At 33.4% G+C, this 20,370-nt stretch carries 22 protein-coding genes, 1 tRNA gene and 5 pseudogenes; 1 reads left to right on the forward strand and 27 read right to left on the reverse strand.

What is annotated here, in order from left to right; genetic code table 11:
• From JCM14505_RS07145 to JCM14505_RS07250, 26 genes and pseudogenes are all read right to left on the reverse strand, one after another.
• On the reverse strand, positions 1–1,308 hold a 1,308-nt coding region (locus JCM14505_RS07145; protein WP_225352301.1), incomplete at its 3' end, for a KxYKxGKxW signal peptide domain-containing protein.
• 746 nt (positions 1,309–2,054) lie between these two features.
• Positions 2,055–2,585 carry a glycosyltransferase family protein gene (locus JCM14505_RS07150; RefSeq protein ID WP_156249863.1) on the reverse strand — a complete coding sequence of 177 codons (531 nt, stop codon included), beginning with the start codon at positions 2,583–2,585 and terminating at the stop codon, positions 2,055–2,057.
• On the reverse strand, positions 2,530–2,943 hold the full coding sequence (locus tag JCM14505_RS07155; protein WP_054653704.1) for a glycosyltransferase family protein: 414 nt from the start codon (positions 2,941–2,943) through the stop codon (positions 2,530–2,532). The genes JCM14505_RS07150 and JCM14505_RS07155 overlap by 56 nt, the downstream gene beginning before the upstream one ends.
• Positions 2,906–3,187 (reverse strand): hypothetical protein, encoded by a 282-nt coding sequence (locus tag JCM14505_RS10600; RefSeq protein ID WP_500778355.1) that lies wholly within the window; start codon positions 3,185–3,187, stop codon positions 2,906–2,908. The genes JCM14505_RS07155 and JCM14505_RS10600 overlap by 38 nt, the downstream gene beginning before the upstream one ends.
• Positions 3,188–3,191: 4 nt before the next feature.
• A complete protein-coding gene (locus JCM14505_RS10605) occupies positions 3,192–3,383 on the reverse strand; it encodes a hypothetical protein (protein ID WP_500778354.1) in 192 nt (63 codons plus the stop codon).
• A 3-nt stretch (positions 3,384–3,386) separates the two neighbouring features.
• Positions 3,387–4,883: an accessory Sec system glycosyltransferase GtfA gene (gene gtfA / locus JCM14505_RS07160; RefSeq protein WP_054653706.1), complete on the reverse strand. Its 1,497-nt coding sequence runs from the start codon at positions 4,881–4,883 to the stop codon at positions 3,387–3,389.
• A gap of 201 nt (positions 4,884–5,084) precedes the next feature.
• A pseudogene (locus JCM14505_RS10130) lies at positions 5,085–5,339 on the reverse strand (accessory Sec system translocase SecA2); the annotation flags it as partial.
• 19 nt (positions 5,340–5,358) lie between these two features.
• Positions 5,359–5,745, reverse strand: coding sequence for a hypothetical protein (locus JCM14505_RS10135; protein WP_369395519.1), 387 nt, complete (start codon positions 5,743–5,745; stop codon positions 5,359–5,361).
• Between the two features lie 22 nt (positions 5,746–5,767).
• Positions 5,768–6,526 (reverse strand): preprotein translocase subunit SecA, encoded by a 759-nt coding sequence (locus tag JCM14505_RS09725; protein ID WP_225352299.1) that lies wholly within the window; start codon positions 6,524–6,526, stop codon positions 5,768–5,770.
• Positions 6,507–7,448, reverse strand: coding sequence for a preprotein translocase subunit SecA (locus JCM14505_RS09730; RefSeq protein ID WP_225352300.1), 942 nt, complete (start codon positions 7,446–7,448; stop codon positions 6,507–6,509). The genes JCM14505_RS09725 and JCM14505_RS09730 overlap by 20 nt, the downstream gene beginning before the upstream one ends.
• A 45-nt stretch (positions 7,449–7,493) precedes the next feature.
• Positions 7,494–8,072, reverse strand: a complete 579-nt coding sequence (gene asp3 / locus JCM14505_RS07170) for an accessory Sec system protein Asp3 (RefSeq protein ID WP_054653707.1) — start codon at positions 8,070–8,072, stop codon at positions 7,494–7,496.
• Positions 8,073–8,077: 5 nt separating this feature from the next.
• Positions 8,078–8,533 carry an accessory Sec system protein Asp2 gene (locus JCM14505_RS10140; protein ID WP_082405663.1) on the reverse strand — a complete coding sequence of 152 codons (456 nt, stop codon included), beginning with the start codon at positions 8,531–8,533 and terminating at the stop codon, positions 8,078–8,080.
• Positions 8,534–8,559: 26 nt separating this feature from the next.
• Positions 8,560–9,525, reverse strand: a pseudogene (gene asp2 / locus JCM14505_RS07180) (accessory Sec system protein Asp2); the annotation flags it as partial.
• A 109-nt stretch (positions 9,526–9,634) separates the two neighbouring features.
• A complete protein-coding gene (gene asp1, locus JCM14505_RS10145) occupies positions 9,635–10,372 on the reverse strand; it encodes an accessory Sec system protein Asp1 (protein ID WP_369395517.1) in 738 nt (245 codons plus the stop codon).
• A gap of 29 nt (positions 10,373–10,401) precedes the next feature.
• Positions 10,402–11,199: an accessory Sec system protein Asp1 gene (gene asp1, locus JCM14505_RS10150; RefSeq protein ID WP_054653715.1), complete on the reverse strand. Its 798-nt coding sequence runs from the start codon at positions 11,197–11,199 to the stop codon at positions 10,402–10,404.
• 14 nt (positions 11,200–11,213) lie between these two features.
• Positions 11,214–12,002: pseudogene (locus tag JCM14505_RS09740) on the reverse strand (hypothetical protein).
• Positions 11,989–12,252 (reverse strand): hypothetical protein, encoded by a 264-nt coding sequence (locus tag JCM14505_RS10470; protein WP_369395518.1) that lies wholly within the window; start codon positions 12,250–12,252, stop codon positions 11,989–11,991. The pseudogene JCM14505_RS09740 and the gene JCM14505_RS10470 overlap by 14 nt, the downstream one beginning before the upstream one ends.
• A 236-nt stretch (positions 12,253–12,488) precedes the next feature.
• On the reverse strand, positions 12,489–13,025 hold the full coding sequence (locus tag JCM14505_RS07210) for a glycosyltransferase (protein ID WP_054653723.1): 537 nt from the start codon (positions 13,023–13,025) through the stop codon (positions 12,489–12,491).
• Positions 13,009–13,410, reverse strand: coding sequence for a glycosyltransferase (locus tag JCM14505_RS07215; RefSeq protein ID WP_054653725.1), 402 nt, complete (start codon positions 13,408–13,410; stop codon positions 13,009–13,011). The genes JCM14505_RS07210 and JCM14505_RS07215 overlap by 17 nt, the downstream gene beginning before the upstream one ends.
• A gap of 101 nt (positions 13,411–13,511) precedes the next feature.
• Positions 13,512–14,024: a GT-D fold domain-containing glycosyltransferase gene (locus JCM14505_RS10155; protein ID WP_054653727.1), complete on the reverse strand. Its 513-nt coding sequence runs from the start codon at positions 14,022–14,024 to the stop codon at positions 13,512–13,514.
• A complete protein-coding gene (locus JCM14505_RS10160; RefSeq protein ID WP_054653729.1) occupies positions 14,011–14,334 on the reverse strand; it encodes a GT-D fold domain-containing glycosyltransferase in 324 nt (107 codons plus the stop codon). The genes JCM14505_RS10155 and JCM14505_RS10160 overlap by 14 nt, the downstream gene beginning before the upstream one ends.
• Before the next feature lie 883 nt (positions 14,335–15,217).
• Positions 15,218–16,063: a dTDP-4-dehydrorhamnose reductase gene (gene rfbD / locus JCM14505_RS07230; RefSeq protein ID WP_054653731.1), complete on the reverse strand. Its 846-nt coding sequence runs from the start codon at positions 16,061–16,063 to the stop codon at positions 15,218–15,220.
• A 61-nt stretch (positions 16,064–16,124) separates the two neighbouring features.
• Positions 16,125–17,162: a dTDP-glucose 4,6-dehydratase gene (gene rfbB, locus JCM14505_RS07235; RefSeq protein ID WP_054653733.1), complete on the reverse strand. Its 1,038-nt coding sequence runs from the start codon at positions 17,160–17,162 to the stop codon at positions 16,125–16,127.
• A gap of 11 nt (positions 17,163–17,173) precedes the next feature.
• Positions 17,174–17,755, reverse strand: coding sequence for a dTDP-4-dehydrorhamnose 3,5-epimerase (gene rfbC, locus JCM14505_RS07240; protein WP_054653735.1), 582 nt, complete (start codon positions 17,753–17,755; stop codon positions 17,174–17,176).
• A 9-nt stretch (positions 17,756–17,764) separates the two neighbouring features.
• Positions 17,765–18,295 (reverse strand): annotated as a pseudogene (locus tag JCM14505_RS07245) (sugar phosphate nucleotidyltransferase); the annotation flags it as partial.
• Positions 18,296–18,313: 18 nt separating this feature from the next.
• Positions 18,314–19,329: pseudogene (locus JCM14505_RS07250) on the reverse strand (LCP family protein).
• 144 nt (positions 19,330–19,473) lie between these two features.
• On the opposite strand from JCM14505_RS07250, the gene JCM14505_RS07255 reads away from it, so the two are divergent.
• Positions 19,474–19,562, forward strand: a tRNA-Ser gene (locus tag JCM14505_RS07255).
• A gap of 250 nt (positions 19,563–19,812) precedes the next feature.
• Here JCM14505_RS07255 and JCM14505_RS07260 read toward each other — a convergent pair.
• Positions 19,813–20,367 carry a hypothetical protein gene (locus JCM14505_RS07260; RefSeq protein ID WP_054653737.1) on the reverse strand — a complete coding sequence of 185 codons (555 nt, stop codon included), beginning with the start codon at positions 20,365–20,367 and terminating at the stop codon, positions 19,813–19,815.
• Positions 20,368–20,370: the final 3 nt, after the last annotated feature.

Raw genomic sequence — 20,370 nt, forward strand, 5'->3', positions numbered from 1 at the left:
ACTTTCACTTGCGGATGCCGTTGCGCTTTCGCTCGCTGATGCTGTTGCGCTTTCGCTCACTGATGCCGTTGCCGATTCACTTGCGGATGCAGCTGCTGATTCACTTGCGGATGCCGTTGCACTTTCACTTGCTGAACTTGCACCAGATGCACTAACCGATTCACTTGTAGATTGAATTGAGCTTTCACTTGCACTACTACTTTGTTCAGAATATGAGTTTGATGCACTTTTAGCATCACTGGCTACCCATCCTTGAGCATTGTTTCGTTGTTCAATAAAAGTAGACCCATTAATTGGATTAGTCTCTAAGTTTCTAATCGTTGTATAGTAAATGATACCTGTTGCTGCGTGAATATAGAGATCTTTATTCGGTCCCTTAGTAACAATTGTTAGTGTTTGTGATTGATTTCCGTTATCTGTAAAGTATGATTGATATGGTGCATTTTGATAATAATTCGCTAAATATGGTTTAACATTAATTTCTTGAATACTTTGATTAGTATTTGTGATACTAACAATATCATCATACGAAGCAACTGCATATGCTAATTGCCCACCTGATCTAGACTGCAAAACTATCGTCCATGTCACCGTATTGCTTTCCGCATCATAACTATATGACATTGATCGAATTGGTCCAGTACTTCCAACTGGAATATTAGTTTCTTGTGATGTTAATTTCCTTGATAATAACTTAATTCCAATTGGAAATTTTGAATTTGATACGGTTTTCGTTGCTTGTAACGAATCCACATTATCAAATTGCCCCACACTAAAATCGCTTAAAACATTTTGACTATTAATATAATTATTAACATCAGTACTAGTTTCAATCGTATTTGATGGCGATAACAACGCTGTTGAAGGCTCAGATAATGATTCACTAATTTGACCGTTCTCACTTGTTGATTGAAATACGCTAGTTTGACCACTTTCACTTATTGATTCTGATCCAGACTCACTGACAGATTCACTAGTCGACATTGAATTAACATTACTACTACTTGTAAGATTAACAACATCTTTGTTAGCTAAATTATTATCATTACCCTCTTTAACTTGTGATAACGTATCCGCATTTACAACATTAGTCGTTAATGACATCCCACCAGCTAAAGCCCCTAGGCCAACAATTATACGAGTTATCAGTTCAGAGTTTAAATTATCATCATTAAATCTAATTGAATTGCTATGACTATTATCATGATAATCTAACCGTGTAAGACCAATTCTTGACATTAACGATTGAACCCATCGTTTACCAGACTTATACATCTTAACTCTAGTTGAGCGACTAGTTTCTTCTATGTTCTTACCATAAAAAAATTTTTCTCAATTTAAAAGCCACCTTTTGGATATGTAAAATATATAAGTAACGCTATTTCTAAAATATAACTAATAATATAATATTATAGTTGTATTATGTCCCTTTTAATAAACATTAATTATGAACTACAATATGGCAGTTTTTTTGAAATAAAATCATGATTGACTTAAACATAGCAAAGACTATAATCCCGAAACTTAAAACATGGTTTTCCTTATATAACGGATTGCGATTAACTCACTGTTAAGTCATTGCCAAAGAACGAGAATTATTTTTATCTGTTTTGTTTGGTCATAGACAATCTAAACCCTTTGATGATTGAAATAGATTTAATCGAACATATTTTTTTACTTTATCATTTAAAAATGATTGTAAGAAACACAAACAAACCCAATTCGTTTCGAATATGTTTTCGTAATTCTTTAATTCAATTAAGTTTTACCATAATTTACTAAACATAATTTCATTATTTTCAATATGGTATAAGATTAATTCATTAAATCTACTTAAAACAAACTTTTAATAGATTTAATGAAATTTTTAGTTTATGTTTCGGCATCAAGGAGCAAAAAAAACTACAGCATATCAACTTTATTACCAAAATATCAAAAGTATCAGAAACAAAACGACATTAAAAATGTGTAGTGAACCAATTAATAAATACCTATTATTTGATACGACTTATTATACTTTCAATATAGATTAACATATATTCCAATAATTTTACCTAACAAAACCAGTTTAGATAATTTTCAACACCAGAACCATCAGCATGTCTATATTGATTTTCCAAAGCATCATTCATACTATCATCATTTTTAAAAATTATACGAATCATGTTAACCAATTTTTCCAACTGTCCAGTCATTACTATCATGTCATCACTAACATACTTACGGTTATGTATCGTATCTTTATTTGCAATAATCAATAACTGCTTATCAAATGCTTTTCGAACAGCATTAAAAACCTCACTCCCTCGGTTTATATCAAGAAACAAATTAGATTCCTCGTATAATTTATCTAATTGTTCTTGAGATACGCTTGGATAAAGCTCAACATTTAAATTATTTCCAATTTTATTTAAAACTGAAGACATTTCAGTCCCAGCAGCAATTTTAAAATTAAATTCTGGTAATAATTTAACTAAGCTACTTATATCAATTAATTGGTCAGAATTAGTCACTACTAATATATTTTTCTTATAATTTTTTTCTCCTTGTAAAAGGATATACATATCCCAAATATTTAATTTCATATTTAGGCTCGATCTGTGATTTAGCTTGAATGTATGATTCATAATTAGTAAAACCAATTTTAGTTTTACCAGCATGTCCATTAATAATAAAGTCCATATTTCCAGGTATTTTATCATTAATTAATTCTTGCCATACTAAATATTTTTCTTCAACATGGTGCCCTAATTGTAAGCTTGTAAAAAAACTTATATTTAAATTATTAAATAAAACTTTCTTCACATCAAAATTACCATCAATCAAAATATAGCTTACCAAAGCCGGCCAATTTTCAAACATTTGAATATTTCCATTGGGATTTTGATAAATTAATGTTTTTGTTTTATAATTTTCCGTTAAAAAAAACAATACCATTATCATACATGTAGCTCGTTAGATTTTTACTACCATCATCATTATACGTTGTTCGGCTATTTATCCAACCCCATTGATTATAATCATCTATTACTTTTGTAACACCATTTTTATCATACCAAGATACTGATTTTACCAATCTTTTATTATCTTGTCTATAATAAGAAATTTTACCTTTAACCTGATCTTTATCAACTATTTCTGCCTTTAATCCATCGCCTTTAATTTCCCAAAAACTTGGAATTTTGATTTGATTAAAATATAAAGGTTTCCCAACTAATTTTACTCCACCTTTTTTTTAAAAAGTATTGTATTGGTGATGTTACATTATCTGGTAGCCACCCATCATCATTAATAATCATGGTTGGATTATCAATCCCTGACAAAATTAATGAAGAATGCAAGTCTTTGCTTTCTAATGTATAACTATCAAATAAATTTAGCATAATCTATATCCTGTAATAATTTTTTTTCCATTGATTAGAAACCACTGATTCACTAAAATTTTTAGCTAAGTTATAAGATTCTTTTTCGTATTTAAATAACTTCCAATTATTCAAAATATCAACTAGCCCCTCAGTAAGCAGTTCTACAATTCTATTAACATTATCTGACTTATCATAAGATACTAGTCTCCCATTAATATCATCTTTAATGAACGTTTGATTTCCATATCTTACATTCAATCCTAACATAGCCAAACTAGATCCTACCGCTTCCATTAAAGTTAATCCAAAGCCCTCACTTGTTGAAGCAGATCCATAAATTTGATAATTCTTATAAACATTAGTTAAATCATGGTGTCCCAACAATTTGATATATTCATCAGCACCCAACGTTTGTATTAATTTTGCTAATTTGTCTCTTTCAGGTCCTTCTCCATATATATCTAATTTTAAATTAGAATATTTAGCATGGACTTTATATACGGCCATAATTAGCCAATCTAAATGTTTCTCACTAGCCAATCGTGAAGCAGACATCATCTTATAACCATCACTACGAAATTTAGGGGGATTAATTTTTTTCAAGTTTCCAACTGGAATAACATAAATAGGTGGACATGCTACCCCATATTTATTTAGCTGCTTAATTAAAATATCCTTTTGTGCTTTCGTAGCAGTAATAATAAAATTAAGATAATTAGCATGTTGAAGTACATATTCATAATAATTATTCCATAAAATATGGTCATTATCTGTATTATCTTCACTAAAGTGCTCTGCATGAACGACTGACCCCACTTTAGCTTTTCCTTTATTTTCTAAAATTTGTTGTGCCATTCCTGTTGAACGATCAATTAGCACTACATCATTTTCGGTTAATTTTAATTGTTTAATAAAACGAGTAATTAATGCTGATTTGGAAGTAACTAATTCATTGTCAAATCGATATACGCTCCCTGTTTTTGATGGAATTTCTGTATATGCAATACTTCCGTTATGATTTAAAAAGTCTCTCTGTAATAATGTTGCTTTATTGTTAATCGGAGCATAGTATTCCGTCATATAACGACCACTGCTATAAAAATCTTTTCTAACTAGTGAATTTTTAACTACATATTCAACCCAACCAACACATTCTCTATGGACATCATCACGACATACTAACGCCCATGAATCATTACTAAAAAAATATCTAATTTTATTTTCTAATTCCTCTATTTGTACAATAGGCTTCGAAAATTTTTGGGTTAGCTCGTTAATTGAATAACTACTATCTTGAATAGTAAAATCAGTAAATGCAAGGTATAACCATATAATTTCACTATTTTCAAACCCTAAATTTGATGTTAAGTTTGCTAAATTAGTTATAGAAATAAAATCCGTAAAAATAAATTTAGCCTCACATCCAATATCTCTTAAACATTTTGCACGATAAGATTGAGCATACTCAACGCCGCTCGATGCCCAACCGATTCCTTGATTAAAGTTATATACTGTCATTTACTTTACCTTAACTAAAATATACTTACTAGTGAAATTATTAACCCAAAACAAACTAAAAAAGCCACTACCATCATCATCCAAAGCTGATAGTTAATATTTTCCTTATCTTTACGATTACCACTAACTTCCTTAGATAATTTTTTTCATACGACGTTCAATATCTTTTGATAACGGATCCTGTTGATTCATCTTGACTCCTTAAACAAAATAAATATCCTTACGTCCATCTTTTTGAACAACTATATTACTTAAACAAAGCGCTTGTACCATTTGCTTTTTGAAATCAATCTGCATATTTATAAAAGCACGATAAGCTTCTTTATGATACTCAAACATTGGATTTCGTTGTGCCGCAGTCCGGCTTGAAACTAATATTCTTAATTGATCTAATGTGTCGACTTCTTTTACCCACGAATTATCAATTGCCCTTAAAATAGCAATTCTATAAAATCGTTTCTTCTCTTGTTGCGTTTTAAAAAAATACTTCTTTAGATTTTAACTCTGCTTGAGCAACCTTCCATAAATAATCTACAACTTTATCTTCATCATTCAGATTAAGTTCATTAAATTTAATATTATGTGTATAACTTAAATTATCACTAATATACAATTTTAAATTATTCATAGAGATTGATTCACATGAACGATAGAATCTATGAAATTCATCACGCATATTAGCCTCAATATCAAAATTAATGTTATCTTGATGTAATAAACTTTTTCTAAATTTGTAGACTAAATTTCGTTGAAAATGGACACTCATATCCATCTCATGTGATTTTTGACGTTGCAACATTTGTTGTTCATCACTATACCGTTGACATTCAAAAATTGCATGCTGTATTCTATAACTTTTAATTTGATTATCTTTATTTTTAAATTTATTTTTTACTTTTTTTTAACCATTCTGCACCAAATTTTTCCACTAATTCATCTTCTAATGAAACAAATGCTTGACTAGTTCCAGGATTTCCTTGCCGCCCAGCTCGCCCCATTAATTGTTGCTCAATTCTAATTGAGGGCATTAACTCTGTAGTAATAACTGCTAATCCACCAAGTTCAGAAACCCCAGGACCTAATTTTATATCTGTTCCTCTTCCTGCCATACTTGTTGCGACTGTAACATTTCCTGCTTGACCAGCCAATTTGATAATTTCTGCTTCCTTTGCAGCACTTTTGGCATTTAAAACCGAATGAGGAATTCCTATTTGAAATAATAATTCTGAAAATAACTCTGATACTTCTACATTTGCACTAACTAATAATACCGGTCGCCCTAACCCATGCAAATGTTTTACCTCTTGCAAAGCAGCTAAAATCTTATCTGATTGGTGGGGATAAATTTTAGTCGGTAGGTCAACTCGGATTGATGGTTTGTGTGGCGGAATTTTAACTACGCCCAAATTATAACTAGAAACAAATTCATTCTCAGCTGCTTTTGCCGTTCCTGTCATTCCAGCCAAATGTTTTACTTGTTGAAATAAACTTTGATACGTAACCGAAGCAACCGCTCGCATATCAGATGATAATTCCAGTTGTTCTTTCATTTCAATTGCTTGGTGCTGCCCGGCTTGCATTTTCATTCCTTTTAAGATACGACCATTTTGTTTGTCAAGTAATTCAACTTTTTTTATTATCAACGATTACATAATCTTTATTTAGATTAAACCGTTGATGTGCTCTTAGTGCTAAATTTGTAGTTCTTAATAAATCAGTATGTTCGCCATTAAATAAATTCTTAATATTAAAAAAATTAGCAATTTTCTGATAACCATTTTTAGTAAACCAAGTGTGCTCTTCATCATCAGATCTGTAATCACTTGATTCCTCAAGAAAATACATCAATTCATCACTTACCCCTATAAGATTTGACTGAACACGTGGTGATCCAGAAATAATTAAAGGTGTTGTCGCTTCGTCTAATAGTACCGCATCAGCTTCATCAACAAGAACAAAATTTAATGGGCGCATAAACTCATCTTCTATACTATTTGCAAGATTTTCTTGCAAATAATCAAAACCTAAAACACTATTGGTAGTATACAAAATATCCGATTCATATAGCTTTCTCTTATCGTTTGCGGTCAATTCCTCCTTATCCTTCGAAAAACCAACATTAACACTTAATCCCATCCATTTATATACTTTTCCCATTTCAGTCGCATCACGATATGCTAAATATTCATTTGGAGTAACTAATATTGCTCCTTCACCAGTCAAAGCATATAAATACAATGGCATTGTTGCTGTAAGGGTTTTACCTTCACCAGTTTTCATTTCAGCGATTTGTTCATCAAATATCGCAATCGCTCCTAATACTTGGACATCATATGGGTACATGCCTAGAACTCGATAATTCGCTTCCCGTATCGCCGCGTATGCTTCCACCAAAAGTTCACTAAGATGTACTCCTTGACGATAACGATCCTGAAATTTTTTCGTTAATGATTGAAGTTCCTGGTCAGATAATGATCGCATGTATGATGATAAATTATTTATCTTTCGTAATATTCGATTAAGCCTTTTCAAACGAATTTGATTCAACGAAAAGCTATTTTTCATTTTCATTTTCCTCGCTTTATCACTTCATTCATTATCCTATTTCGGCTATCTGTTCTTTTTTTCTTGCTGAATATATAATGCCTCAACTTGCTCCTGTGATAAATTTTCCGTATCAATAGTCAACGGAACTATATCTAATCTATGAAAATACATTGACTTAAGACCAGCAGAAACTAATTCAATAGCATAAAAATCAGCTTCAACGGGATAAATAAATTTTCCATCTAAAGATTTTATTATTTTAATATCAACAATTTCTTCAGCATAATTATAAAATAATATTCTTAAATAAAGACTATTAGCTTCCCGTAACGTTGCTTTAACCGATACTTGATACACCATATTGGGAATTAAAATTGGTAAGGTAGGTACACTACGCGATGTATCAAAATTAGCTACCATTTCCCAACGATAAATAACTGATCCAACCGGTAATAAATTATTTTCAAAATACACCTGGTCCAATGATATTTTTTTAATTACCGAGCCTGATAAATATATATTAGCAGAAGCTTGATATGAAGAACCAAAATAACGGTATCCATCCTTTATCAAATCACGAATATCATTTGAAATTCCACGATAATAATAATTATAAAGTGTTGACATATACATACTTTGCATATAAGTTATCCTCGTTCAAAATCATCAGCCAATATTCGTCTAAATTGACGTTTCATCCATTTAGAAATTAATCCTAATGAATCATCATTATGCCGACCAGGAATGCCATAACGAACAATTCTTTTAAAATTAATATCATTTCCTTCATCACCAATTAAAGCACTATTAACCAAATTATCGTAATCATCATCTTTCATATACCCCATATACAACGAAGTTTCGCTAAGGTCATGTTTAAAAAGTTGATTAACTACTCTCTGATTTAAGGTTTTTATTTGGTCATCAATTAGTAGATCATTGTTACTATGTTTTTGTAATACATCTAATGATGTTGGAAAAGTACCAAAACGGTTAGCCGATTCATTTTTAGCAATAGTACCAACATGAAGAATTGGCTTCCCAACAATAATACTATGTGGTTTAAATTTAGATCCATAGTAAAATGCACCAACAGTTCCCATTGAACTCCCAGAAAAAAAATTAGTTGATTATCGTTAAAACCTAACCAATCTAATTTTTCTTGAATTTTTGAAATTAATTTATTTTCTAATTCCTTTGATCCAAAATAAAATGCCCCACCTTCTAAACGCGGGTCAGCAATTAAAATAAACGGTGCTTTCATGGATCGCATCATATAGTATCCTTCAAACCCTTCAGCCATTCTATAACCTGAAAAGTAAACATTTAACGGCGGTTTTAAATCACCAGGATTAAATAAGAAACTTAACTCTTCTCGATTAGAATCACTAATTTGAATTCCGCCTGGTAAATATGCTCCTATTCCGAATCGTGACCAACGATAATGAAAAGCTCCAACTTTTAATTGACCAAAACCTTTTGCCTCAATTGTTATGTTTAAAGTTCCATTAGGTACTAAATCTGATAATGTTACTCCCTTTAACAAGTCATCTTCATTAATCACAAAACGTCTTCTTACATCAAAGGGATTTCCCACTGTCATTTCATAGGCCACCATCCGGATATTTACAGTAATATCTTTAGTTAATTCTGCCCATAAATCCAACCCTCGATTTGGATCTAAATGAATTCCCCAACGATAGGAATATAATGGTTCATAATCATCACCAAAATTTCCATTTAAATTTACATAATCAAATCCATGATATTCGATTGCCCCATTAAACTTTGGAGTTAACTCTAAAGTTGAAATATCTAATTTAGAGCCAATTTGATGTTCAAATAAATATTTTTCAACCCAATCAACAGATTCACTAAGTGATAAATCTACCCGCCGAACTTGACGAGCTTTCATAAAATACTTTACATCATCATATTTATAGTTTACTTCCGCTGACTTAGTCATAATTACTCGATATGCATCAACATATGACATTAAAAAAAGTAACTCATCTTTATCAGGCCAATCATTAATTACAACACCATGAAATAATCTAAAGCGTTGATTAGCATCTGAATTTTCAGATGACAACAATTGTTTAATCAGTTTTTTTTAACATTTTTAGGTTTACAACAATACCAATTATTCTCACTATTTTTTTGACGAAAATTTATCCAAATCTGTTGAACTAATTAATAAGTAATTAGCCATTTTTATTCTCCAATAATGATTTTTTTAATTTATCTATCATTTTTGCTCCTGTATATTCTGAAATTAATCTAACTGCTTCCAACTGAGAGTCATTCCAATTTCTTAAATTTAGCAAATAATAATCAATTGCAGTTCCTAAATTTTCAGATATATTTTCAATTACTTTACCATTTTTATTATTATTTAAATATAACGATGATGTAGTAAGAATTTGTGGAATGCCACTACTGATTGCTGCTATTTGCAAATAAACATTTGGATTTGATCCAAGATTAAGGACAAGTCGAGTTTCTTTTAGAATAGAAAACATATCTAATTCTGAGTTAACGATATGATAAAATACAGCTCGATTTCTGGGATTATCATCCGTATTAGTTTGATTTTCAGATAACATCGTCGGTTTGTCTGTAATTACATACGGAAGTTCAACCTTCAATTGTGAACTTAATTTTAATAATTCATTATTAAGCTCTGATTGTTTATTTTCTCCTTTAAATGACAACAAGTGTAGTTCATAGTTACTATGTTCCTCCAATGTTCCGATTATTTCACTCATTGCATTTAGTCGCTCAATCTCACTTAATCCATCAACTAAAAACAAAATCTTATCCATCGACTCATGATTACTTTCACCTAATTTGAATCTTGTATCAAATGTAGGAATTTGTAACACCTTAGTATTTGACAACTCATGTACAATTGAATAATTATTATCAGAGTCTACTAACACTAATTTGGCGTTGTTTAGAAGCTTTTGTGTTAATTGATTATTAACCCACAATCTATTTGAAAAAAAACCGATAACACATATTCAACTTCCTTATTTACTAACGTTTTACCTAAAATTTGGCTTTGAAAGTTATCCAAAGATAAGAATACCATATCGTTTTTAGTTATATTCTTGATATATTGGGCTAGTTTTTCTTGTATTAACTCAGATAAATTATTATAAATAGTTTGCTTTGTGTGTGATTTTTGAGAATCAACCACCAAAACTCGATCATCTGGATACACAGAAAAAGCAACACTACCATCAGGAGCTAAATAGTCTTGTTTCCATCCCTCGGGTGTTAAACGATCATCTCTAGAAATAAAACCCCGATCATCAAATAATAACTTTCGTTTCACTTGTCCACTATTATTTAATTCCTCAATATAAATAATATTTCCATCTATCCCTTGAGCTAATCGTTGCACCATTTTCCCATTTTGATAAATAAAAATTTGAAACGCATTGTAAACAAAATCAGTTCCAGCTGGCCAATCAATGTCCCTATAGTTTAATGGTATATTTTCAAAATCATCTGGAATTCCTTGTAAATCGTCAAATAAACTATGTACACTTATACCAGTTAACCTTTGCCGGTGTAAATAATGGCGTAATCCAGGAAAGTAACTTGTTAATAAAAGCTGATTATTAATACCGCTTTTATTAAAAATTCGCAAATAATTAACTACATCATCAAATTCAAATTTATTTTCTTGACGAAACCATAATTGTGACTTTTCATTCCAACTATTTTCATCCTCATACCATGAAGGAATAAAATAATTCACTATCTTCCTCCAATCTATACTATTGACTTATATTGTGATTTCAACATTATACTTTTAATCTGGTCTAACATCATCATTCCAAAACCTATTTCCATCATAACTATGCCTGGAAGCATAGTTATTTGAGTATTACTACTATTTCCAACACCCCAAAAAACAGGAAAACCGGCAATTACTGTTAAAAAAATTGCTCCAAATAAACCTGATTTCCAAATTTGTTTTCGTAAATACCGTTCCGTTTGAGTCCCTGGTGTAACTCCACGTAAATAATCACCATTGAATTTAAAATTACGCATTTGCTGATGTGGGTTAGTATTAATGAACGCAAACATCAAACTTAATCCAAAAATAATTACACAATAAATAATTACCCCACTTACAGTATTTAATTGGCAATTTTTTCAACAATATTCTTAATTCTTTAATATTCGGAAAAAAAATATAATCAAAAATTTAATTAAATAAATTGGAATTGACATAAATGCAAATGCAAACATTAATGGCATCCCACCTGCCGGGATTAATTTAATTGGAACATATGATAATTTAAGATTATTATCATCCGAAAGTAATCTTATAAGCGGTAACCTAACTTCACTTCTATCAAAGAATACATTCAACCATGTAAAAACCATCAAAACGGAAATGAAAGTACAACCTAACTCAACTTGTTGCCAAATTGACAATGTTTGTAATAAGTTAGAAGATTTTAAACCATCCACCCCGGATTGTAAAATATTTATCATCACTAATAAAGTTGAGCCACCCAAACCATATTTTGCATTCATATTACACAACCACATCACCAAAAAAAGCCCCCGCAATCAACATTATTACTTCGTAAAATTGCGACAAATTATTATAAATAAGCAACTTTGGTAGTTGATTAACTGTCACCACAGCTTGTAATAAAGCAATTATTAAAGTAAGAAATAATTGTATTCGTCCTAACCGTGATTGTGATTGACGGTTTAATCCGAAAGCCTTCAACTGACCTAATACTGACATTATAATCGTAGCAGACATCCAAGGTCCAATACTCAATCCGAACAAAGATACTTGATCTCCAGATGATAATACAAGAATTTTTTTGAGTATTTGTTGTCAATTCAAAATAAATTACTTCTTTAAGATTTAAAAATGGTGATGGTAACCCCTTGCCTAATAAAAAAAATAAATACTATTAAACATGACCATAATATTCGCCTTACTAATGAATGCTTACTTAACCAAATTTTTATCATTATTCTCCTAATTCATTATTCTCCTAATTAAGATGTAATTAATTTCTATTCATCCAATAACGAAGCAATTACATCAATATATATTTTTTTAGATTGAAAACCTTTTCTCAACCATTCACCATAACGATTAACTCTTTTTGCAACTTCATTATATTCAGATTCTAAAATGTTTTGCACTAATGAATTAGCATCATCTAATGAACTAACAGCCCACCCAAGACCATGATCAACAATAAATTGACTAATTGGCATTTCCTGGTTAACAATTACTGGTACACCGGCAGCCAAGTATGTACTTAATTTATAAGACGCATTCAATTTAGAATATTCTTTTTCAGCCTGCGTTGGTGTATTAACACTCCAACACAAACCAAACCCAGAATCTAATTGACGAATCAATTCATCATCAGCTAAAAAACCTTTATAAATAATATTTTTTTGTGTTTGATCGGCTAATTTTACCCGTGCATACAAACGTAACTGTGTTTTATACTGCCAATTTTTGGTAAATGGAAATCTTTCTTGATTACCAATAAAAATAAGTTCACGTTTAAATTTAGAAACTTTAGGCTGGTAATCCATAAGACGATCCCAAATTTCCTGATATATAACTTTTTTTAACAGTCAATCCTTCTTTTCGTAATCGTTCTTCCATTTTTAAATTTGGAAGAATAATTAAATCAGCCTGGTTATAAAATTCAATATATGGTTTCATCCAATCATCATAATTTTGTTTAAACATTAATGGAACAACATCTTGAATAAACAAAACCACCTTAACATTATAAATTCGTAATTGATTCAAGTATGCTCTTTCAAACTCCAGTCCAATCCAAGTAGGAAGTTGAAAAATAACAATATCATTAAATTGAACGGACGAATTAATACCATCAATCCTACTACGCAACATATCTTGTGTATCACTTTTAACAGGATAATTATAAATAGATAATTCGTGCGCTCCCAATGATTTTACTGACTCAAAAAAAATTCATTTTGAGCTCGTTGTGCAACACTAGTAGGTGCCATTCCATAAATATTTGTTACATTAACTTTCATAATTATCTCCTAAGAAATATCCGCAATAATTTGTGATTCATATTCGTCATCAATCACAAAATCAATATCATTGTCAAAATTAAATTCCGCTGTATGTTTATGTGGTAACTTCACCTTTTGCAAAGCCCCCATTAAGAACCACTCATACTCAGAATCAATATGACCAATATCTATTGCTTGAATTCCTTCACAACTAAGATCATATGATAACAACTTAGCAGTTGGTCCAAGCATTAATAATACTAATTTATTATCAGACCATTTTTTTATAGTTAAAAATAACTCATCATATTTACTAAAAGCGTCTTTAGAAGGAGCAATAATTCGATGTATTGATTTTGCTGTATCAAACAAATCATTTCCCTGTCCAGCTCGGGAAGTCTTTCCCTCTACAATAAGCAAATCACGGTCTTTCCACAGCGACTTTAAGAGTGAAAAATATCGATCGGCACTCGATTTATCTTTCAAATCAATATAGGGACGTGATATAAAAGTCGATCCAAACCAATTAATTTTTTTCACCCATCTCTTTATATAAAGTTTTATTTTGTTCTAAGTTTTGTTTCCAAAATGAATTGGCATAGTCATTATATCTATCAAGATCATGAAATACGTCTGACACACATATTATTAACTTTTCATTACTAGGCGTAAACAATATTTTTTTTAATCGGCTACTCAAATCTATATTGAACGTTTGATATGGAATTCCTCGTCCAAGAATTAAATCAAACTCACCATCACCAAATCTAGCAACAGATGATTTATTCCTTTTTACATAATTTATTGTTTCAGGAATATCAATTACATTTACACCGAATTGATTGCTCATAGTTATTTTACCTTTCACAAATATTCTTAAATTAATATAAACAGCTTAATATGTATTCATAAATTATTATAGCTCAGAAAATATATTTCCTTAATATTAAACGTAATAACACTTTAAATTACAACGTAATCGTAGAATGCTAACTATTATCTCTTTTACTAAACTCACCTAATGACAACAATATAATCATAATTATTACCAAAATAATCATTGATATAATATCATTTCTTATTCCCATTTTGGGTAACATAATAATATTATATTGAACAACTAATTTAAATCCCACTATGTTATTTAATTGATAACCTGATGATTCAAAAGACTTCTATAAATATTTTGAATCATAATAATTAGCGGGTGGTACCCAGTGGTTTTTTATGGCCATTAAACGCTGTGTTTTCTTGCAATCCATGGGAATCAAAATGAGGCGAAAAGTTAAGCTTACGTAGTCAGTACATAAAGACAAAATTAGATAATGAAAATATTAAATCACAATTCCATGTGTAATAGTTAAGGGGACCACCTGAAATCCAAAATTAGAAATCAGGCGTCCCCTTTATTTATCAATTACGTGTATTTATGATGGGCTTGCCCCCACTTCAATCCGATATCAATCGTGGCACAAACTACGAAGATCACCATCGTCACAAGCATAGCCATATAACCACGGACTATTTGGGAATTGGGCGACGTTCAACAAATCCCCCATAAGTAATGCGCAAACGCAACACTTTAGGCCATCAAATACACTGCGAATGATGATATGGCATATAAATTAACCTAGCGATTCGTAAATGTACGTATTCGCATCCCCAACATCATAATTGCCGCTCCAGCTACGATTGGAACTATCGTAGTTAGTAATAAATTCTTATTTAATAACCTATTCCCCAATATTACGCATAAACGTTCCCAATGCCTCTTGCCAACTAGGAATTTCAAATCCGGTTGCTTTAGCTTTATCTAAACTCATAATCGAGTAAGTTGGGCGGTATGCCTTTTGTGGAAATTCAGCTGACGTCACTGGGGCAACTTCAACATCTTTATTCTTTAAAATTTCCGTCGCAAATTCAAACCAACTACAGCTGCCGTCATTTGATAATTGGTAAATTCCATATTCCGCATCGGTATCAATCAAATGCACCATAAATTCGGCTAAAGTCCGCGTCCAAGTTGGCCGCCCAAATTGATCATTCACCACCGTTAATTTGTCATGATCCTTGGCTAACCGAAGCATGGTGTAAACAAAGTTTTTCCCATATTCACCAAAGACCCATGACGTCCGAATAATGTAGTAATCAGATAAATTTTCTTGGACGGCTTGTTCCCCAGCCGCTTTCGAACGACCATATTCATTTTGTGGGTTTAAATCATCATCAACTTCATACCCATGTTCATTCTTACCATCGAACACATAATCAGTACTAATGTAAACCATCTTCGCGCCCACTTTTTGTGCCGCCTTCGCCACATTTTCTGTCCCGTTCACATTAACGAACCAGTTCGTCGCTTTGCCATTATCTTCAGCATTATCAACTGCTGTATAAGCTGCACAATGATATACCACTTTTGGTTGATATTCCTCAAACGTTTTTTCAACCGCCAACTCATTTGTAATATCTAGTTCTGATGAATCAAACGCATCATAAGCAATGTTTCGTTCATCTAATAAATGGCAAAGTTCAGTTCCTAATTGTCCCTTCGCACCAGTAATTAAAATTTCTGACATCTTAAACTCCTTACTAAAAATTCCCAATCCTGGAAAATCCAACATCGGGAATTAAATTTAATTATTGACCCTTTTTCGCGTAATTAGCTTCAACAGCTTGCTTATCAGCTTCCCACCAATCACGGTTGTCTTTATACCATTCAATCGTTGACTTTAAGCCATCGTAAAAATCAGTATAAATTGGTTCCCAACCTAGTTCAGTCCGTAACTTAGTGGCATCAATGGCGTACCGTAAGTCATGGCCTGGCCGATCATTAACATGTTCGTACGCATCCTTAGGTTGACCCATTAATTCAAGGATAGTTTCTAAGACTTCTTTATTGTCCTTTTCACCATCTGCCCCAATTAAGTAAGTTTCACCAATCTTACCATCATTTAAGATGGTCCAAACGGCGCGTGAATGATCGTTCGTGTGAATCCAGTCCCGAACATTTTCACCCGTTCCATATAACTTTGGAGTTTGGCCACTTAAAATGTTCGTAATTTGTCGTGGAATAAACTTTTCAATATGTTGGTATGGACCGTAATTGTTCGAACAATTTGAAATCGTTGCCTTTAAACCAAATGACCGTACCCATGCCCGAACTAACAAGTCGGAACTAGCCTTTGATGATGAGTAAGGACTACTTGGTCGGTATGGTGAATCGGGCGTAAACTTTTCACCAGGACCTTCGCCATGACCAGGTAAGTCTTTCCGTAATGGTAAATCACCGTAAACTTCATCCGTTGAAATGTGGTGGAACCGCACATCATACTTCCGACAAACATTAATTAAAGTGTACGTCCCAATCACGTTGGTTTGAATAAATGGATCAGGGTTTTCGAGTGAGTTATCGTTGTGACTTTCGGCGGCGTAGTGAACCACTGCATCTGCTTCTTGAACCAATTGATCAACTAATTCCTTATCACAAATGTCGCCCACGACTAATTTAACGCGGTCTTCATCTAGCCCTGCTAAGTTAGCTTTATTCCCCGCATAAGTTAACTTATCTAAAACCGTAATCTTAACTTCTGGATGATTGTTGTAAACGTAGTGGACAAAGTTAGAACCAATAAAACCAGCCCCACCAGTCACAATAATATGATTATATTTAGCCATTTTTAACTCCCTTAAATTTCACCATAAACAAATGGATTATCTTTTTCAAATTCCGTTAACGTTGGTTGCAAAGCATCTTTTTCAGAGGTAATTGCCTTGTCTAAATCAATTGGCCAGTTAATGTTTAATTCTGGCGTCTTGAAGGAAATCCCACCATCTGCTTCGGCATTGTAGTAATTATCACACTTGTAAACAAAGTTGACATTATCCGTTAAGGTCACAAACCCGTGTGCAAACCCCCGTGGAACTAATAATTGGCGGTGATTACTTTCCGATAAAATGTAACCTTCCCATTGCTTGTACGAAGGGGAACCTTTCCGTAAATCAACGATCACATCCAATACGGCTCCCGTTACAACCCGAATCAACTTCGTTTGGGCAGCTTCACCACGTTGGAAGTGTAATCCCCGTAAAACTCCAGCTTGCGTGGATAAGGATTGGTTATCTTGAATGAAGTTAAAATCAATCCCGGCTTCCTTAAAATCACGATCAGAGTACGTTTCTTCAAAGAATCCACGGTGATCACCAAAGACTTGCGGCGTGATTAACTTAACATCTTGTAACTTTGTTTCTTGAACGAGTAACTTTCCCATCATATTCTCCTACTTGTTTAACAAGCGCAATAAATATTGACCATAATCATTTTTCTTAAGCGGTTGGGCTAATTTAAATAATTGGTCCTCATCAATGTAGCCCATCCGATAGGCAATTTCTTCAATTGCAGCTACCTTTAAATTTTGCCGCCGCTCAATGGTAGCGATAAAGTTGGATGCTTCTAACATTGAATCGTGCGTCCCAGTATCTAACCAAGCATACCCACGATCCATAATTTTGACATCAAAAGCTTTCCGCCGTAAGTATTCCATGTTGACGTCGGTAATTTCCAATTCGCCCCGTGGTGATGGTTGGATATTCTTCGCAATTTCAACCACATCATTATCGTAGAAATACAATCCGGTCACGGCATAATTACTCTTTGGTTGAGATGGCTTTTCTTCAATTGACAAGGCATGCATATCCTCATCAAATTCAACCACCCCAAATCGTTCCGGATCATTAACATGGTAACCAAACACAGTTGCCCCATGTTCTTTTTGGGCTGCCGATTGTACTAATTCTGACAATCCACTACCATTAATCTCCCTCAATTCTTAATTGTTGCTATCACTACTAGTGGTGGTTGGTAAATCTTCGGCTTGCAAATCAAGCGACTTCCGTAATAAGTTACTAATGCGTTGCCGTTCATTGTAATTAACAATTTGGTACGAAACACCATCCGACATTTCGCCCATCCCTTGGGCATGTTCACTTACCACACTTGTAGCATCGCGATAGTTCCAAGCTAATTGGGTCATGTTGCCAAAGGTTAAGTTCGTCTTCATTTCACTCGAAATGGAATGTAAGAACTTTTGGTTTAAGATGGCCTTGTATGAAGCTGATTCTTTAATCAGTGCCCCAATAATCAAGCGTTGCCGCTTTTGGCGACCGTAGTCCCCTTCTGGATCATCATACCGCATCCGACTAAAGGCCAAGGCTTTCTTGCCATCCATGTGGTATGTCTTACCCTTCTTAAAGGAGTATCCTTCATAGTCAAACGTTAATGGCGAAGTAACATCGACTCCGCCAACTTGATCGATGGCCTTTTCCATCCCACCCATGTTGACTAATAAATACCCATCTAATGGGACATTATATTGTTGTTCAACCACCTTCATGGCTTCCTTAACGCCCCCATAAGTGTAGGCAGCGTTAATCTTGGCTGGTGAATATTCTTCATAGCCCGGTAAGTTAACCTTTTGATCCCGTGGTAAGCTGACTAAGGTCGTTTTATTGGTTTCGGTGTTAATTGTGGCAATTAACATCGTATCCGTCCGCCCTTTTTCCGTCCGCCCTAATTCTCCCGTATCCGTCCCTAATAAGAGGATGCTAACTGGCCGTTTCGCTTCAGGGTCTTTGTAATACTCCGATTGTCACCGCCATCCGTCAACAGCATATTGGTCGTTGCATTGCGGACATTGCGCCAAGCCATGCCAGCAAAAATCGCTGCTATAACCAACAACCCAGCAATCGTAAGCCACAACCATCGTAGCCAATGCCGGCGATGATGACCATGGTGGTGACGATGTTGCCGCGTTTCAGATTGCGGTTCTTGTTCATAATTTTGCATAATATTCTCCCAATTTTATTAAACATACAACATACACTATAACTAAGTCATGACTAAGTTTCAACGGTTTCCGTTATTTTTTCAATTTTTTTGACTAACTACTTGCTGGAAAGCGTTTAATAATGGTATCATTATTGATGTTACGGAGAGTTGGCAGAGTGGTAATGCACCGGACTCGAAATCCGGCGAACCCGTGTTGAGCGGGCGCGCAGGTTCAAATCCTGTACTCTCCTTATTAATGTAATCGTGGGAAACCGTCACAAGCAACAAACGTTGCTTGGTGGCGGTTTTTCTGTTGTCTTAAATTTTAAATAACGTGGCATCATGTAATTTTGTTGCACGTTTGCTGCACTAAAAAAAAGCCCTCGACCAATATGGCTGAGGGCTTAGTTTCTACCTATTAAATTATGGTTATTGCCGTTGTGAGTAAACCACTGAGTTAAGTTGGTTCATATCAACGCCGTTATTGATGTCATGAGTAAGTTAGTCTTCAGAAATCCCCCAGCTTTCAAAGTATCCGTAAGGGTCTTGATGATCACCACTCATGTTGCGAAATACCCAGCGTTGGAACTTGTCACCCGAGTTCCAACCGTCACCGACCACGAAAGTTGTGTTAGCAGTAGTCCAGTTGATTTCGCTTGGGTCAAATCCCGTTTCTTGATTAGTGTTCTTGGTAATCCGGCCGTCCTTATCAGCATGGTAACTAACACCGTCAACAGTAATGTCTTTGTTCTTAACTAATAGGTATGTCGTTGGGTCAAAGTACCACTTAGGCCCCGTCCAATCTTGTACTCCGTCTAACGCTATTCCATCCTTGGTTAAGTACCACGACTTATCCTCTGGATTAGCGATGTTGGGAAGTTGTTGATACTTTTTGCCACTATCCGTCTTACCCTTAGTAACATACGTGTAATCACCGTTATTACCATGTAACCAACCAGTTAAGTCCGTGCTGGCTTGTGCAACGATTGTTCCAGTAATAGAAAAGGCCGCCATTAAGGCCGCCCCGCTAAGAGTTAATTTCTTCTTTAAATTCATACT

This window comes from Limosilactobacillus equigenerosi DSM 18793 = JCM 14505, assembly GCF_001311375.1.
Taxonomy (GTDB): domain Bacteria; phylum Bacillota; class Bacilli; order Lactobacillales; family Lactobacillaceae; genus Limosilactobacillus; species Limosilactobacillus equigenerosi.

Excerpts from the sequence above, each read along its gene's own strand:
- rfbB (WP_054653733.1), bottom strand. The coding sequence starts at position 17,162 with ATGGCTAAATATAATCATATTATTGTGACTGGTGGGGCTGGTTTTATT.
- JCM14505_RS07150 (WP_156249863.1), bottom strand. The coding sequence starts at position 2,585 with ATGAAATTAAATATTTGGGATATGTATATCCTTTTACAAGGAGAAAAA.
- JCM14505_RS07210 (WP_054653723.1), bottom strand. The coding sequence starts at position 13,025 with ATGGATTACCAGCCTAAAGTTTCTAAATTTAAACGTGAACTTATTTTT.
- JCM14505_RS10140 (WP_082405663.1), bottom strand. The coding sequence starts at position 8,533 with ATGGGAACTGTTGGTGCATTTTACTATGGATCTAAATTTAAACCACAT.
- gtfA (WP_054653706.1), bottom strand. The coding sequence starts at position 4,883 with ATGACAGTATATAACTTTAATCAAGGAATCGGTTGGGCATCGAGCGGC.
- JCM14505_RS09730 (WP_225352300.1), bottom strand. The coding sequence starts at position 7,448 with ATGAAAAATAGCTTTTCGTTGAATCAAATTCGTTTGAAAAGGCTTAAT.
- JCM14505_RS07260 (WP_054653737.1), bottom strand. The coding sequence starts at position 20,367 with ATGAATTTAAAGAAGAAATTAACTCTTAGCGGGGCGGCCTTAATGGCG.
- rfbC (WP_054653735.1), bottom strand. The coding sequence starts at position 17,755 with ATGGGAAAGTTACTCGTTCAAGAAACAAAGTTACAAGATGTTAAGTTA.
- rfbD (WP_054653731.1), bottom strand. The coding sequence starts at position 16,063 with ATGTCAGAAATTTTAATTACTGGTGCGAAGGGACAATTAGGAACTGAA.
- asp3 (WP_054653707.1), bottom strand. The coding sequence starts at position 8,072 with ATGCAAAGTATGTATATGTCAACACTTTATAATTATTATTATCGTGGA.
- JCM14505_RS07155 (WP_054653704.1), bottom strand. The coding sequence starts at position 2,943 with ATGATAATGGTATTGTTTTTTTTAACGGAAAATTATAAAACAAAAACA.
- JCM14505_RS10160 (WP_054653729.1), bottom strand. The coding sequence starts at position 14,334 with ATGAGCAATCAATTCGGTGTAAATGTAATTGATATTCCTGAAACAATA.
- JCM14505_RS10605 (WP_500778354.1), bottom strand. The coding sequence starts at position 3,383 with ATGCTAAATTTATTTGATAGTTATACATTAGAAAGCAAAGACTTGCAT.